Below are 15,048 nucleotides of genomic sequence, written 5' to 3'. Positions count from 1 at the left end.
GATCTCCTTCTTTTTTGGAATACTAATCGATTTTTTTTAGTATTTTACAAGGGTTTCCTACAGCGACAACATTAGCTGGGATATCCTTTGTAACAACGCTACCAGAACCTATTACACTATTATCACCAATAGTTATACCTGGATTTATTATACATCCACCGCCAATCCATACATTGTTCCCTATAGTTACGGCTTTTGTATAATCGGCATTTTTAGGCCTCCACTTAGGATCAAGAAGGTGAGTTGCAGTAAATATACTTACATTAGGAGCAATTAATACATTGTCTCCTATTGTTACAAGTCCGTCATCTAAAACTAAAAAATTAAAATTGGCATAGAAGGTTTCTCCAATGTGAATATTAGTTCCGTAATCACAATTGAAAGGAGGCTCTATTTCAAAATTATCACCTATTTTCCCAAATAGTTTTTTTAGAATATTTATTCTATCAGTAACATCTTCTGGTTCAGTATTATTGTATAATTTTGTAAGATGTCTTGCTTTATTTCTTAAAAGGATTAAATCTTTATCATATGCGTTATAGATTTCACCATTTAGCATCTTTTGTTTTTCACACATTTTATACACCCCTTATTTAGATAGTTATTTTCTAATACCATATCCGCCATATATAGTTTTAGTATCCATTAGAGAAATTACAGCGTTTATATGGGAATCTGATATTAATTTTATTAATTCACATTTTCTTTTCCTTTTAACATGTAATATAAGCATCTTTTTTTCTTCTTTTAACCCTTCGGCATTAACAATAGTAACACCTACATTTTCTTTTCTTAATAGCTCAGCCAATGTATAACCATCTTTAACAGACACTATTGCATTTATAGTAATTAAGCCTAATGCTAGTTTTTCTTCTAAAATACAACCTATGTAATTTCCACAAGCAAAGCCTGAGGCATAAGTGATCATCTTAAGTGGTGCTTCATTTATTCCAACAAGCATTGTACCAATTATATATAACCATATAAGTACTTCGAAAAAACCAATAATAGAACCATAGAATTTTTCACCACGAGTTATAAGAACTATTCTGATCGTAGTTAATGAAACCTCAACTATTTTAGCAAAAAAAATAATAATAAAACCTAACATATGTAATCCCTCCAACATAATATATCTTTTGTACATTTGCTATTACATAATACAATATGCCCTATTTAGAAGAGGTTTGCAAGAACTATTATCAAAAGTTTATACATATTTAACTAATACAAGAGAGTTTTTAAATTTAATAGAAAAATTTGTTTTATATAGTTAACTTAACCATATAAATATATTTAAACATTTTAAGTATAACATTATAATACAAGAGTAGCTAGGTGGTTGACAAGTCAACAAAATTCCAATATAATAAGGTTGACTTGTCAACTAAAATGAAAAATATAATAATATACTTAATATAGGGGTGTAATATTTGAAAGAAGACATAATGCATTTGCTAAAACTTAATAATCAAATTTTAAGAAGTACACAAGTTCATTTGGATAAGATGCTAAAAGAATATCATTTAAGCAGTGGTTCATATCCTTATTTACTAATGTTAAGGGGAAATGAAGGTATTAGCCAAAATAAAATAAGCGAGGAAGTAGGGTGTGATAAGGCAATGTCAGCTAGAACCATAACAAAACTAATTGATCTTGGATACATAGTTAGAAATAAAGATGAAGATGATTCTAGAGCCTATAAGTTATATTTAACGCAGAAAGCTAAGGTCATAATCCCAAAAGTACTTTATAAAATACATAAACTAGTAGAATTAATAACAAAAGATTTAAATGAGGAGGAGAAGAGAACTACCATAAACTCATTGAGTAAGGTTCTAAATAGTGTGAAAAAATTAAAAATACAAGGATAAGAGGAGAATATAAATGAATTCAGCGAATGATAGTAATTATAAAAATAGATGGGCAATTTTATTTATAGTTGTAATGGTAACTTTTATGTGCACTTTAGATAGTAGTATTGTAAACGTAGCTTTACCTGTAATGGCTAAAGCGCTTCATGTAACATCAGCAGGTATTCAATTGGTAGTAACAAGTTACTTAATTGTTATCTCAGCAGCTATATTAGTTTTTGGTAAATTAGGGGATATGCTTGGTAAAACAAAGGTATTCAAGTTTGGAATAGCTTTATTTACCATGGGGTCTTTATTTTGTGGAATAACAAGTTCTCTTACGGTTTTGGTTTTAGCGAGAGTTGTTCAGGCGATAGGGGCTGCAGCGACTATGGCAAATAGTCAAGGAATTATAACAGGAGTGTTTCCGGCAAATGAGAGAGGTAGGGCCCTTGGAATTACAGGAACCTTTGTGGCACTTGGGGCAATGGTTGGACCGGGACTCGGAGGATTTATAGTCGATGCTACCAGTTGGGAATATATATTTCTAATTAACATACCAATAGGCGTAATAACTTTATTTTATGGATTAAAAATACTTCCTAAAGCAAACAAAACAGAAAAAGGTAAATTGGATGGATATGGAGCATTACTATTTGCATTTACTATAATTCCTTTATTTATAGCTCTGGGTAAGGGCCAAGAAATTGGTTTTACACATCCTATAATTTTGATAGGGTTTTTAATATCAATTGTTTCATTCATACTATTTATATTTGTGGAGAAGAGACGTAAAAACCCTTTATTGGAGCTAAAAATATTTGAGAATAAATTATTTTCACTTTCTATATTTTGTGGATTTATATCTTTTATGGCAATGTTTTGTTCAGTTATTATTCAACCCTTTTATCTTCAGGATGTACTTAAATATTCACCTGCATTTACAGGATTAGTACTTATGGTCTCCCCTTTAGTTTTGTCTGTTGTTGCACCAATCAGTGGGCATTTATCAGATAAAATAGGATCCGAGATTCTAACTTTTATAGGACTAGCAATTAATAGTGTGGGGCTACTTTTAATGTCAACTTTAAATGAGCAAACAAGTCTAATGAGTATGGTTTTTTATATAGTCGTTATGACCATTGGTAATGGTCTATTTCAATCGCCTAATAATTCTTTAATAATGTCCACAGTACCAAAGGATAAGTTAGGTATTGCAGGAAGTATTAATGGACTTGTAAGAAACCTTGGAATGGTATGTGGAATAGCTTTATCAACTGCACTTTTATATAATAGAATGAGTTTTAAAATTGGACATCGTGTGACTAATTATATAGTAGGACGAAATGATGCATTTATATATGGCATGAGAATTGTATATATAACTGCAGCAATTATTTGTTTCATTGGGGCTGTGTTAACTTTTTCAAGATTATATACTAGTAAATCTAAATCACCAGATATGATAAAGAATTAATTTTTGGACGGTTAAATATTTTCTTCATAAAATTTTATGGTATAATTTTCATGTATAATATGAATAATATATTATAAAAAGGGTTAATGTATTAATTAATTTATATATAAAGAAAGGAAGTGAGTATTTAGTGGATTTTGGCAATGCACGCTTATCCGCTAAAGATAGATTATGGATAATAAATTATTAGAGAAATATGCTCTTTTACTTGTTAAGACAGGAATTAATATTCAAAAGGATCAAACACTTGTAATTAATTCGCCTATTGAGTGTGCTGCTTTTACTAGAATTGTTTCTAGAATAGCATATCTAGAAGGTGCTAGAGAGGTAGTAGTAACATGGAGGGATGAATTATCTACAAAAATCAAATTCATGTTTGCTCCGGAAGAGATATTTTCAGAATATCCAGATTGGCAAAGAGATTTTTATGTTTCAAGTGCGCGAAAGGGAGCAGCTTTTTTAAGTATTTCAGCCTCTGACCCAGAACTTATGAAGGATGTTAATCCTGATAGATTGTCAAAATCAAATAAAGCTGCGAGTACTGCAATAAAAGAATACAGAGATAGAATGATGAGTAATAAAAATGTTTGGTGCGTTGCATCTATTCCAACACAAGCTTGGGCAAATAAAGTTTTCCCGAAATTTTCAGAAGGCGATGCAATAGAAAAACTTTGGAATGCTATATTTAAAACAGTGAGAGTAGATGCGTTGGACCCTGTTGCTTCATGGGAAACTCATAAATCAAATCTAAAGAAAAGCATGGATTATTTGAACTTAAATAATTTTAAATATCTACAATATAAGAATTCATTGGGTACGGATCTAAAAATTGAACTTCCAGAAAATCATTTATGGCTTGGAGGATCGGATTATACGCCTGGTGGTGTAGAGTTTATAGCAAACATGCCTACTGAAGAGGTATTTACATTACCTAAAAAAACTGGGGTTAACGGTACTGTAGTAAGCTCTAAACCTTTAAATTATAATGGGAATTTAATTGAAAATTTCTCACTTACTTTTGAGAAGGGAAAAGTAGTAGATTTCAAAGCAGAAACTGGTTACGATATTTTAAAGAGTATTATTGAAACTGATGAAGGGTCATGTTATCTTGGTGAAGTAGCATTAGTGCCATATGATTCTCCGATATCAAACTCTAATATATTATTTTATAACACGCTTTTTGATGAAAATGCATCATGTCATTTGGCTCTAGGAAAAGCATATCCAGTATGTATAAAAAATGGCGAGAATTTAAGCAATGAGGAGCTTTCCAAATTAGAAGTTAATGATTCATTTGTACATGAAGATTTTATGGTTGGTACAGAGGACTTACAAATAATTGGTATAACAGCAGATGGAAAAGAAGTATCTGTGTTTGAAAAAGGAAACTTTGCATTTTAAGTATATGTCATAAAATGTATAAAAAAAGTTTGCTGAATGGTTAAAATTATATTGTACATGCTTTTTAAATATGTTAATATAAGTATGTAATAGTAATTTAAAGTTACTATTTAAGAGAATCTAATCTGATAAACAACATATCCCCTTTTATTTAGGAAATTATTGTTAATCAAATTTAGATCTTAATTTTCAAATAAAAGGAGGAATATTTAAAATGGAAGACAAAAACTTAATTTGTAAAGACTGTGGAAAAGAATTCGTATTCACTGAGGGCGAACAAGCTTTCTACAAAGAAAAAGGATTCGAAAATGAACCACAAAGATGTGTTGATTGCAGAAGAGCAAGAAAACAACAAAATAATAACTCATCTTTCGGAAGATAGTTAAGTAAGTATACCCTATAAAACTTTTGTTTTATAGGGCTTTTTTTATATAAAGATACCTGTCTAATTAAAATTTATACTAAATAAGGGCACTAGATCTTTACTGTATAACAGTAAGGGGCTAGTGCTCTTATATTTTAAGTTGTGAAGCTTATTTATTTACTACATAACTGATATATCTATTATTGGAGTAGCCATACATTTAAAATTAGCATAGAAAAAATAAAGAGGATATTTTATATTAAATAAGAGAAACTATGTAATATAAAAATCAAGGTATCATTTATAATTCACAATCTGTCTATTTATGAGAAAAGGTCATGGTGATTGTAATGAAAAATGGAGATTTAAATGTAAATATAGATTTAATTAGGAATGGGTTAGGCAAGCAAAGTCCTATAGTGGTAAAGCATTTTTATATCGGAAGTGATCAGCCTTTAGAAGCTGCGATTATCTATGTAAATGGAATTACGAACAAGGATATTATTGATAGAGATATATTGAATCCCCTGATGATTCATATAGGAGAAAATTTAAATGGAAGAGCGAATATAGGGGATTATCTTTGTAAAAGATATATTTCGATGAGCAATACATTGGTAGAATCAGATTTAAATGGAGTCGTTGATCATCTTAAAAGAGGAAAAACAGCAGTCTTAATAAATGGCGCTTTGGAAGTGATAATAGCTGACACTACAGGGGGAGTACAACGTGCTATTATGGAGCCTATGAATGAAACTGCAGCAAAAGGTCCAAGAGATGGTTTCGTAGAGAATTTAGAAGTAAATATCAGCCTTATTCGAAGAAAAGTCAAGGACAAGAATCTCATAATTGAGTTATTTAATGTAGGAAGTCGATTGCAGAGTGATTTGGCAATGGTTTATATAGATGATATAGTGGATAAACATGTATTAGAAGAATTAAAAAAGAGAATAGAAGCTATTGATTTAGATGCCGTACTTTCAGCGGGAAAGCTTGAGCAATATATTGAAGACTATGCCTACACGGTTTTTCCACAAGCTTATAGCACGGAAAGACCAGATAGAGCTATTGGAAATATGCTAGAAGGGAGAATAGTTCTTATTATAGAAGGAACGCCAATGGTGCTTGTATATCCAGCAATATTCATGCAATTTTTTCAGGCTGTTGAGGATTATACTGAAAGAACAGTTGTATCCTCTTTTGTAAGACTTCTAAGAATTTTGGCGGCAATTATTGTTATTACCCTACCTTCTATTTATTTAACACTTATAAAGTTTAATGTAGAGCTTATACCCATAAAATTTGTCACCCCCATTGTTCAGTCAAGGGTAGGAATTGCTCTAACTCCATTTTTAGAGATTATAGCTATGGAACTAGTTGTGGAGTTTTTACGAGAGGGTGGCTTAAGGCTACCTACTAAAATTGCTCAAACATTAAGTTTAGTAGGAGGTATTATTATAGGTGATACGGCAATTCAATCTAAAATGGTTAGTCCGACTACCTTACTTATAGTGGGAATTACCGTAATTACTACCTTCTTAATTCCTAATTATGATATGTCTCTTTCTATTCGAATGTTACGATTTCCAATGCTGGTACTAGCGAATGTTATGGGTATATTTGGAATTGCAGTGGGTTGGTTTTTAATTTTAGTTCATCTTTCATCTTTAGATAGTCTAGGTGTACCATATTTTGAGTTTCATAAAAATGACATGAAGGATACATTTATTAGAGCACCGCTTTGGAAGATGAACAAGCGGCCAGAGGGAATTCCGAATAGTGACACTATAAGGCAAACGGATTTTAGAAATAAGTTTAAGAAAAAAAGGTAGTGAATAAAATGGAGGGAAGCTCTGATAAAAAACAAAGCTTAACAGTAAGTCAGTTTGCCCTTATTATCTTTGGTAGCATCGTTGGAGTTGGTGTTTTATCACTTCCAAATGGCGTAGTAAAAGCTGCTCATCAGGATGGATGGATTTCCACTTTAATTGGTGGGATATATCCATTATATGTTGTAAGTATAGCCAATTATATAAGTAAAAAATTTCCTAATGATAACATACTAATTTTGAGTAAAAAGTATTTTGGTAAAATTCTTGGGAATATATTTAATTTAATATTTGCTACTTATTTTATTTTTATAACATCGATGATTGCTTGTTATTATAGTAACTTAATGCGAAGTTATATGATGGGATTTTTAACACCTTTTAAACTTATAGCTATCCTAGTTATCTGCATTATTTATGGGGCTTCAAGAGGGTTAAAAGTAATAGGAAGAATAAGTGAGATTTCTTTTTACGTTACAATCATTCTTCTATTATCACCTATAATAGCTTTACGATTTCCGAACATGACAAATATTTATCCTGTATTTGGTTCTGGTTTTAGTTCAATAGCAAATGGAGCTATAAAATCAAGTTTTGCTTATGGAGGAGCAGAAATAATATTACTTATTTATCCTTTTCTAAAAGAGAAAAAGAAAATTCTTAAATCTTCTATTATAAGTGTGACTATAGCTATTACTCTTTATGTTTGGTGTGCTTTCATAACTATATATTATTTAGGCCCAGATATTGTGAACAAAAATTTTTGGTCATTTTTGGTGGTAACAGAAAGTATAACCGTATCAGTAATCAATAATTATAGATATATTTTTATGACATTTTGGAGTTTAGTTGCATTTAAAAGTATGAGCATTAACTGCTATGCAAGTATATATATTTTAAAAGAGTTTGCACATAAAATAAAGACTAAAAATATTTACTTTTTAATGTATCCACTACTTGTATATTTAGCTCTAAAGTTTGGTAATGAAATAGGTAGGCAAAATATTAACGATATTATTTTACCATGGTTTATCATATTTAATTTATTATATATGACATCTATTGCTATATTTATATCCTTTAAGGGAGGAGGTAGAGCTTGAATAAAAAAAAATACTTCATCATAATAATTGGTATTTTTATTTATGTATTTATTATGCTTGATCAAGGCCGGGTACCTATTGAGGAGATAGTAACTATTAATGGCATTGGGTATGATATAGAAAAAAAAGGTGAAGATATCATTGAATATAGTGTGCCGATTAATACAAATGTTTATAAGGCAAGTGGTAAGCAAGCGAATTTGTTATTTAATGAGCAAGGTCAAAATTTAGGAGAAGTAACTCAGAAAAGGCAAGAAAAGATGGATAAAAAGTTTGTACAAGGCCAGGAAAAGGTAATTTTTGTAAGTCAAGATTATGCAAGGCATGGTTTGAAAACTTTGATAGATGATAGATTTAGAAATCCACAAGCGAACGATATGGCTTATATGGTAGTATGCAAAGGGAAAGCAGAGGATTATTTAAAGTACAAAAAAAAAGGTTATAGTAACTCTTCAGAGTATATAGGGGGGCTTGTAGAATCTTATGGCAATTATAGTTTTTTTTCTAACAACTACAAGTTAATAGATGCGTATGTGAGAATTGGAGCTGAGGGTAGAAGTCTGGTGCTTCCATATATAGAAATAATGCAAGAAGGATTAGAAATCACTGGTGTGGCTATTTTCAATGGAGATAAAATGGTAGAAGTTGTGGATATACAAAAGGGTAAAATACTTAATTTGTTAAAAAACGATGATGTACATGGGATATTAACTTTACAAAAGAGCCCTAAAGAGTTTATTGATTTTGATGCAAAAACTGGTAAAAGAAAAGTGAAATGTTATAAGCAAGGAAATAAATACAGTTTTATTATTGATTTAACATTCACAGGTACAATTACTAATAATGAAATGTACGCTAATATGTTAAAGGATATAAACAAAAAAAAAGAATTTGAAAAAGATATGGAAAAAGAGATTGAAAAGCAATGTGTTGATTTTATAAAAATAATGAAAAGTGATTATAAGATTGATTGTATTACTCTTGGAAGAGAAGCAGCTGCAAAGTATGGAAGGCAGAAAAATATTGATTGGAATAAAGTAGTTTCAAATGCAGATATTAAAGTTAATGTAGTGGTTAATGCAGATTTACAGGGTAGAGGAGATTATTAATCATGCAGATAGAAAAGAAAAATCTACTAACTCCAAATGAAGTAACTTTTATATTAATAGGAATTGTGCTTGATGTAACGGCTACAAGTTTACCGAATGGGGGAATAGATATTGCAAAACAGGATGAGTGGATTTCTGTAATAATAGGGGCTTTATATCCCTTATATGTAGCTATCTTAGCTATATATGTAAGTGGAAAATATCCTAAGGATAATATTTTAGTGCTTAGTAAAAGATACTTAGGCAAGACATTTGGGAACATATTAAATGTTCTTTTTTTACTAAGTTTTTTTAGCTTTTTTCCACCATTAATTACAACAATCACGTTAATTGTAAGAACGGAAGCATCGCCTATTTTAACTCCTTTTAAAATTTATGTAGTTTTATTTTTTATAGGAGTATACGCTGCAAGTCGCGGGATTAAAGTGCTGGGAAGGACATGTGCTATCACCTTTTGGATGGTTCTAGGGGTCATTATCCCTACCATCTCTATTTTAAAACAAGGAAGTTATTTAAATATAAGTCCTGTATTTGGAGCAGGGATTATAAATATTTTAAAAGGGAGCGTGTATTCTGCTTATGATTACTCATTAATGGAGCTTATATTTTTAATTTATCCATTTATAAACGACAGTGGCAAGATAAAGAGTTCCGTTTTAAAGGCAGTAGGATTTACTGCTATTATATATACATGGATTACTTTTATAACCATATATTATATGGGAAAAGATATTATTCATAAAACGATATGGAGTTTTTTTACAGTGACATCGGCAGTAAAGGTTGAAGTAATAAATAATTTTAAATATATTTTCGTGTTTTTTTGGATAATTATAGCAATTAAATCTGTCGCTATTTTTAATTACGTGTGTTTATTTTTCTTAAATGATTTTAAGAAGATAAAAAATAAAAAATTAATATATGTTGTTATAGCTGTTTTGGTTATTATCATTACAAACAATTATTATCCAGATAAGTTAGCAATGGAGGAAATTATAAAATATACCCTTCCAATCAGCGTTATTTACAATTTGATATATATAACTCTCATCACCAGTTTAATATGGATAAAAAAAGGACGGGTAAAATGAAAAAATATATGAATATAATATTTATTGTTTTTTTATGTAGTACTCTAATTATGGTTATTTTTGGAGGAGAAAATACAAAAACACAGAGTGTGGAGGATTTAGGTATTTCTGTGGGTGTAGGAATGGGAATAAATAAAAATGGTGAAGGGAATATAATATATAGGGTATCTACAACTGCTAATGAATATAAAGAAGACGGCACTATTGAAACACTATTAGGTACCGGAATAGGTAGCACTATTGGGAAAACAAGAGAGAATAGACAAAAAAAAATAGGAAAAGAATTTTTTTTAGGACTATCAAAGATTTATATAGTAGATGAGGAATATGCTAAATATGGAATAAGAGGTTTAATAGATGTTAATTTTAAGAATCCTGTGGTTAATGACAATGCATTTTTAGTTGTATGCAAAGGTAGGAATGAAGATTATCTTAATTATACTTCCCCAGGTTATGATAATTCAGCAGAGTACATAAGTGATATGATCAAAAACTCGGTAAACTATAATTTTTTTAAGGAAGACTACATGTTTAAAGATGCATTTTTATCAATAGATGCGGAGGGCAAAAATGTTGTTAGTCCCTATATTGAAATAATGGAAGATGGAATTAAAATAAAAGGTATGGCAGTTTTTAACAAGGATAAGCTAGCTGTTATTTTGGATATGAAGGATACGAAAATAATGAATATGCTCAGGGAAAATAAAGTAAAGGGCATATTAACTATACAAAAGGATTCGGATAAGTATGTAAATTATCAAGGGTCAGCTAAAAGAAAAATTACATGCAGGAAAATAGGAGATAAATATACTTTTATTATTGACTTGGATTTGGAAGGAGAAATTATTAACAATGAATTATATAAAGGTATGGCAACAAACTTAGGGGTGACCAAAAGGTTCGAAGATGACATGGCAAAACAAGTGGAAGAAATGTGCAATGGATTTTTGGGGAGGATGAAGAACAAATATAAGGTAGATCTACTGCAGTTAGGATGGGTGGCTACAGCGAAATATGGAAGAGACACAGGAGTAGACTGGAATGAAGTTATCTCTAACTCTGAGATTAAAGTAAATGTAAAGGTACATGTTGATAAGTTAGGAAGAGGACAGTATTAAATATAGGTAAGTAAGAAAAAATAGAAGGTGACACTTTGAAAAAGAAAATAATAATAATTGTGTTGTTAGTTGTAAGTATAGTTTCAATTTATTTAGAAAAATATAAAGTAAGCCCTATGGAGGATTTAAATGTAATCTCAGGAATTGGTTTTGATATTAATAAAGAGGTAAATGGTAATGTGCAATATAGTGTCCCTTTTTCTATATATGGTTTTAAAAGTAAGGGAAAAGGTGGTCTACCAATCACTACTAAAAGGGCAAGTAGGCCTGGAGAAAATATTGAAAGAACTAGTAGTATTATAATGGAAAAGTCAAATACTATTGGAGATACAAGGGAAGATAGACAATTAAAGTCAAGCAAGGCTTACACAATCGGAACTGAAAAAATGGCTGTAATAGGCGAAGAACAGGCAGTTTATGGGATACTTAATATGGTAAATATACTTTTTTCTAATGCAAGTATTAATGATTCAGATATTTTTTCAGTGTGTAAGGGGAAGGCCGAAGATATATTAAGGTTTAAGGTAGAAGGATATCCTAGTTCTTCAGACTATATGGAGGGTATGATTAAAAATGCTACAAACTATAATTTTTTAAGTTTGGAATATAATTTACTTAATATATACATAACATTGGATTCGGAAGGGAAAAATTTAGTACTTCCTTACCTAGAAGTAAAGGATAACAATATCTTCTATACAGGTATGGCTTTATTTAAAGGGAATAAAATGGCTTATGTATTGCCTATGGACGAAAGTAAAATTATGAATATGCTTAGGGAGAAAAAAGTGAAAGGAATATTAACTCTTCAGGAAGGTCCAGATAAATATATAAATTATTATGCAATGGTTAAAAGGAAGGTAAAATGCAATAAGATAGAAGGTAAATATGAATTTAACATTGATTTAAATTTGCAGGGAGACATCATAGAGAACACATTATATAAAAGTATTAATAAAGAAAGTGAAAAAGAATTTGAAAAGCTTATGGGAAAGAAAATAGAGAAAATGTGTTATGATTTTTTAGGAAAGGTGAAAAATGTATATAAAATAGATTGCTTAAATTTAGGAATGGATGCTGTAGCTCAATATGGCAGAGAAACTGGAGTGGATTGGAATGATGCGGTAAGTAATGCAGATATTAAAGTAAATGTAGTGGTGAAAATTGATGGGATTGGAAAGGGTCAGTATTGAATGAATATAGGGAGTAAATAAGATGGATAAGGCAAAAAACAATTTGCTTGAAGAAAGTGAAGCTACAGCAATGGTAGTGGGATTTATAATTGGAGCAAGCGTTCTGGCATTGCCTAATGGAGTAGTACAGGATGCAAAGCAGGATGGATGGATATCTGTATTAATTGGTGGTATATATCCTCTATATATAGCTTTGATAGCTATATATTATGCAAAAAAACACCCTAATCAGGATATATTGGCTTTAAGTAACTTATATTTAGGAAAGGTCATAGGAACTATATGCAATATTTTATTTATGCTTGAGTTTGGTGTATTTGCTATAGCTGAAATTGTTAGTTTAAGTAATATTTTTAGAGTGCATGCAACACCTTTTTTAACACCAATAAAAGTTTTTATTCCAACTATACTATTAGCCTTATATTTAAGTAGTAAAGGGATAAAAGTACTAGGACGAATCAATAAAATTTCATTATATGTTACAGTTGCTTTACCATTGATATTAGTGTTCTCACTAAAAAATGGAAATTATTTAAACCTGTTTCCTATATTTGGGACAGGGGTTAAAAACATTTTCAGTGGCAGTCTTGAATCAGTTTCTGCCTATGGGGGAATGGAAGCTATATTTTTATTTTATCCTGTTTTGAAAGAAAAAAATAAAATAAAAAAGATAACTTTAGATGCTTTATTTATCACTATGGGAATTTATGTTTGGGTTACAATTGCATGCATCTATTATTTAGGATATAAGGTTACATCTATAGCCTTATGGCCAGTTTTAATAGTAACAGGGGGGGTAAATATAGTAGTATTAAATAATTTTAGATTTCTATTTTTATTAGTAGGGGCTATGGTAGTGTTTAAGATTATAGCAAATGAGCACTATGCATTTACGTATATTCTGAGTGATGTATTAAAAATTAAGGATATAAATAAGACATTTTGGATCACATTTCCAATTATTCTTTACTTATGTATGTTAATTAAAAATGAAGTGCAAAGAAGAGCAATCATTGGGTATATTGTTCCTAAAATAGTTTTATTTAATATAACGTACATATCTATTATTGCCATATTGATATTTGTAAAAGACAAAGGTCGAAAGTAAACTGTTTTTAGTTAAAATTTATTTATAAATATCTTTATTATAAAAAAACCAGAATTCTTTCAACATTTTCTATAATAAAGCAAAATAATATTTTATCAAATCTATATGTATGAATTTTGGTTAGATGTATAATATTAATATTGAGTATTTTATTTATTTTTATGATTGAAAAAATAGTTTTGGAGGAAGTGACGTAATATGCCTTTTAATGTATACGATAAGAATAGAAAATATTTAGGATTCATTCAATCTGCATATCCGCAATATACAAATGTATTTATGGTTGCGAGTACAGATATTAAGCTTACGGAAAAGGACTTTGATATAAATAAAATAAAATCTGAGTTAGCAAGTTTTCTGGGATGTAAAAGTATTTTAGGGAAAATTAATGAGCAAAGATTAAGTAAAAGCATAGAGAATATAATAATTAAAGAATTCAAAAAATTCAAAGATAATACCTATGAAGAATTATTAAAACTAGTATATCTTAGAATAATACGTTCTGAAGAAAACTTTAATTATAAAAAAGTAGATTTAACACAAATAAATGCATATTTCTTAGTAGATATTAATAATGCTATAATTGAAAATGATTCCATAATTATAGATGAAGAGATAGATTATATTTGTAATAAAAAAATAGGAAATCTAATTCCTATTGTTGCAAAAATAACTGATTATCCGGTAATACAAATTGATAGTTTAATGTCAGGTCAAGGGTTGTTATTAGGGGCAGACCTTGCTGATTTGGTAGGAAGAAGCCATATACATAGGACAAAATTAAAAATAAAATCAGGGAATTTTGCATATGAACTCAATTTGCCTGTAGAGTTATACATAAAAATAGGCGATGTAATTGAGATGTATGTAAGCAACAGAGTTGTTAAAAGAATATTTTGCGATGGCATAATATATGAGTTTTAATACTGTTAGGATTAAAAAGAATTTTTATTGGAGATATGAATATGTATATTAATGAAACAAAACTAAAAGTAAGATATGTAGAGACAGATCAAATGGGAATTGTTCATCATTCAAATTATTACGCTTATTTTGAAGTGGGTAGAACAGAATTTATAACAGCAATAGGAATGACATATAAAGAAATGGAAAAAGATAATATTATGTTACCAGTTGTGGAAAGCTCATGTAAGTACATAGAAGGCGCAAAATACGAGGATATAATTATTATCCAAACATTTATGAAAGAGCTAAATGGTGTCAAGGTAATATTTAATTATAATGTAGTTCGAGCAGAGGATGGAAAAATTTTGGCTAAGGGTAGTACAACACATGCTTTTGTTAATGAGAAATTTAGAGTCGTAAATCTTAGAAAAGTTAATATTGATATGTGGAGTAAACTTAAAAAATTATTTGAAGAATAGAAATTCTATTCTTCAAA

The 15,048-nt window shown here is 29.7% G+C and carries 15 protein-coding genes; 13 read left to right on the top strand and 2 right to left on the bottom strand.

Going from position 1 to position 15,048, the window contains the following annotated elements; translation table 11 throughout:
* Nucleotides 1-22: 22 nt before the first annotated feature.
* Together LL038_RS13145 and LL038_RS13140 are read right to left on the bottom strand one after the other, a co-directional pair.
* The gene (locus LL038_RS13145) at nucleotides 23-577 is read right to left on the bottom strand and encodes a sugar O-acetyltransferase (protein WP_216124187.1); all 555 of its coding nucleotides are present in this window, start codon (nucleotides 575-577) and stop codon (nucleotides 23-25) included.
* Nucleotides 578-601: 24 nt separating this feature from the next.
* Nucleotides 602-1,111: a DUF2179 domain-containing protein gene (locus tag LL038_RS13140; protein WP_216124184.1), complete on the bottom strand. Its 510-nt coding sequence runs from the start codon at nucleotides 1,109-1,111 to the stop codon at nucleotides 602-604.
* Between the two features lie 322 nt (nucleotides 1,112-1,433).
* Between LL038_RS13140 and LL038_RS13135 the strand changes: the two genes are divergently transcribed.
* The 13 genes from LL038_RS13135 (at nucleotide 1,434) to LL038_RS13075 (ending at nucleotide 15,031) form a co-directional block, all read left to right on the top strand.
* Complete coding sequence (locus tag LL038_RS13135; RefSeq protein ID WP_253199904.1) at nucleotides 1,434-1,874, top strand: MarR family winged helix-turn-helix transcriptional regulator; 441 nt, start codon at nucleotides 1,434-1,436, stop codon at nucleotides 1,872-1,874.
* 13 nt (nucleotides 1,875-1,887) lie between these two features.
* Nucleotides 1,888-3,330, top strand: coding sequence for an MFS transporter (locus tag LL038_RS13130; RefSeq protein ID WP_216124182.1), 1,443 nt, complete (start codon nucleotides 1,888-1,890; stop codon nucleotides 3,328-3,330).
* Nucleotides 3,331-3,501: 171 nt separating this feature from the next.
* Nucleotides 3,502-4,731, top strand: coding sequence for an aminopeptidase (locus tag LL038_RS13125; protein ID WP_216124181.1), 1,230 nt, complete (start codon nucleotides 3,502-3,504; stop codon nucleotides 4,729-4,731).
* 214 nt (nucleotides 4,732-4,945) lie between these two features.
* Entirely contained in the window at nucleotides 4,946-5,113 is a 168-nt protein-coding gene (locus tag LL038_RS13120) for a zinc-ribbon domain-containing protein (RefSeq protein WP_071611770.1), read from the top strand.
* 332 nt (nucleotides 5,114-5,445) lie between these two features.
* Nucleotides 5,446-6,927, top strand: coding sequence for a spore germination protein (locus LL038_RS13115; protein ID WP_216124257.1), 1,482 nt, complete (start codon nucleotides 5,446-5,448; stop codon nucleotides 6,925-6,927).
* Nucleotides 6,928-6,935: 8 nt separating this feature from the next.
* A complete protein-coding gene (locus LL038_RS13110) occupies nucleotides 6,936-8,027 on the top strand; it encodes a GerAB/ArcD/ProY family transporter (protein ID WP_216124178.1) in 1,092 nt (363 codons plus the stop codon).
* On the top strand, nucleotides 8,024-9,136 hold the full coding sequence (locus tag LL038_RS13105) for a Ger(x)C family spore germination protein (protein WP_216124176.1): 1,113 nt from the start codon (nucleotides 8,024-8,026) through the stop codon (nucleotides 9,134-9,136). The genes LL038_RS13110 and LL038_RS13105 overlap by 4 nt, the downstream gene beginning before the upstream one ends.
* A 2-nt stretch (nucleotides 9,137-9,138) precedes the next feature.
* The gene (locus LL038_RS13100) at nucleotides 9,139-10,227 is read left to right on the top strand and encodes a GerAB/ArcD/ProY family transporter (protein WP_216124175.1); all 1,089 of its coding nucleotides are present in this window, start codon (nucleotides 9,139-9,141) and stop codon (nucleotides 10,225-10,227) included.
* Nucleotides 10,224-11,345 (top strand): Ger(x)C family spore germination protein, encoded by a 1,122-nt coding sequence (locus LL038_RS13095; RefSeq protein ID WP_216124174.1) that lies wholly within the window; start codon nucleotides 10,224-10,226, stop codon nucleotides 11,343-11,345. Before LL038_RS13100 ends, LL038_RS13095 begins: the two co-directional genes overlap by 4 nt.
* A gap of 35 nt (nucleotides 11,346-11,380) precedes the next feature.
* Nucleotides 11,381-12,538: a Ger(x)C family spore germination protein gene (locus tag LL038_RS13090; RefSeq protein ID WP_216124173.1), complete on the top strand. Its 1,158-nt coding sequence runs from the start codon at nucleotides 11,381-11,383 to the stop codon at nucleotides 12,536-12,538.
* A 22-nt stretch (nucleotides 12,539-12,560) separates the two neighbouring features.
* Complete coding sequence (locus tag LL038_RS13085) at nucleotides 12,561-13,646, top strand: GerAB/ArcD/ProY family transporter (RefSeq protein ID WP_216124172.1); 1,086 nt, start codon at nucleotides 12,561-12,563, stop codon at nucleotides 13,644-13,646.
* A 198-nt stretch (nucleotides 13,647-13,844) separates the two neighbouring features.
* Nucleotides 13,845-14,570, top strand: coding sequence for a hypothetical protein (locus LL038_RS13080; protein ID WP_216124170.1), 726 nt, complete (start codon nucleotides 13,845-13,847; stop codon nucleotides 14,568-14,570).
* Nucleotides 14,571-14,611: 41 nt separating this feature from the next.
* Nucleotides 14,612-15,031: an acyl-CoA thioesterase gene (locus LL038_RS13075; protein ID WP_216124168.1), complete on the top strand. Its 420-nt coding sequence runs from the start codon at nucleotides 14,612-14,614 to the stop codon at nucleotides 15,029-15,031.
* Nucleotides 15,032-15,048 lie beyond the last annotated feature (17 nt).

It is taken from the genome of Clostridium estertheticum (assembly GCF_026650985.1).
GTDB lineage: Bacteria > Bacillota > Clostridia > Clostridiales > Clostridiaceae > Clostridium_AD > Clostridium_AD estertheticum_C.
The sequence above is the reverse complement of the archived record's forward strand: the minus strand, read 5'-3'. Positions and strand labels throughout refer to the sequence as shown.

Bases quoted from the DNA above. Each gene is read 5' to 3' on its own strand.
- LL038_RS13125 (WP_216124181.1), top strand. From the start codon at position 3,502: ATGGATAATAAATTATTAGAGAAATATGCTCTTTTACTTGTTAAGACA.
- LL038_RS13100 (WP_216124175.1), top strand. From the start codon at position 9,139: ATGCAGATAGAAAAGAAAAATCTACTAACTCCAAATGAAGTAACTTTT.
- LL038_RS13095 (WP_216124174.1), top strand. From the start codon at position 10,224: ATGAAAAAATATATGAATATAATATTTATTGTTTTTTTATGTAGTACT.
- LL038_RS13085 (WP_216124172.1), top strand. From the start codon at position 12,561: ATGGATAAGGCAAAAAACAATTTGCTTGAAGAAAGTGAAGCTACAGCA.
- LL038_RS13075 (WP_216124168.1), top strand. From the start codon at position 14,612: ATGTATATTAATGAAACAAAACTAAAAGTAAGATATGTAGAGACAGAT.
- LL038_RS13120 (WP_071611770.1), top strand. From the start codon at position 4,946: ATGGAAGACAAAAACTTAATTTGTAAAGACTGTGGAAAAGAATTCGTA.
- LL038_RS13130 (WP_216124182.1), top strand. From the start codon at position 1,888: ATGAATTCAGCGAATGATAGTAATTATAAAAATAGATGGGCAATTTTA.
- LL038_RS13115 (WP_216124257.1), top strand. From the start codon at position 5,446: ATGAAAAATGGAGATTTAAATGTAAATATAGATTTAATTAGGAATGGG.
- LL038_RS13110 (WP_216124178.1), top strand. From the start codon at position 6,936: ATGGAGGGAAGCTCTGATAAAAAACAAAGCTTAACAGTAAGTCAGTTT.
- LL038_RS13140 (WP_216124184.1), bottom strand. From the start codon at position 1,111: ATGTTAGGTTTTATTATTATTTTTTTTGCTAAAATAGTTGAGGTTTCA.
- LL038_RS13080 (WP_216124170.1), top strand. From the start codon at position 13,845: ATGCCTTTTAATGTATACGATAAGAATAGAAAATATTTAGGATTCATT.
- LL038_RS13145 (WP_216124187.1), bottom strand. From the start codon at position 577: ATGTGTGAAAAACAAAAGATGCTAAATGGTGAAATCTATAACGCATAT.